General features: G+C 67.3%; 1 protein-coding gene. It reads left to right on the forward strand.

The window, feature by feature from the left end; genetic code table 11:
- Positions 1–19: 19 nt before the first annotated feature.
- A partial coding sequence (locus tag G3I78_RS47740) for a hypothetical protein (protein ID WP_203616524.1) occupies positions 20–495 on the forward strand: 476 nt, incomplete at its 3' end.

Here is a 495-nt window from a genome sequence, read left to right on the forward strand (position 1 = left end):
ACGGAAGCAGGGGGCTTCGATGGATGATCCGCGCGGGATGGCCAAGGCGGCTCCGTTCAGGCGGCACGCACGGTGGATCGTGCCGTTGCTCCTGGCGCCGATCGCGTTCTACGCGTGCGCCCTCGGGCTCTCGCGCCTGAGCGAGCGCGAGGGCTTCGAGGGTTGGTGGATCCTCGCCGCCGTGGCGCTGTTCGTCGGTCTCTTCGTCGCGCCGATCGTCCTCGTCGTCGTGTCGATCGTGAAGGGCAGTGCCACCTACCGAGACCACCGTCGGAGCAAGGGCAGGTTCAGCTCGTCCGAGGTCGCGGAGATACAGCGCCGAGACACGTCTGCCCAGGCGTGGAGCGATGCTCAACAGCTTCATCGGCGGCTGCTCGAGCGTGAGGTTCCGCCGACGCTGGCGGTGTGGGACGTCGTCCGGTACCCGAACGAAGAGTTCTTCTGCGACGTCCCGATCCGCTACGCCCGGTACTACGGCACGGACGTCAGCTACAC

It is taken from the genome of Streptomyces sp. SID13726, from assembly GCF_010548375.1.
Taxonomy (GTDB): Bacteria; Actinomycetota; Actinomycetes; order Streptomycetales; family Streptomycetaceae; genus Streptomyces.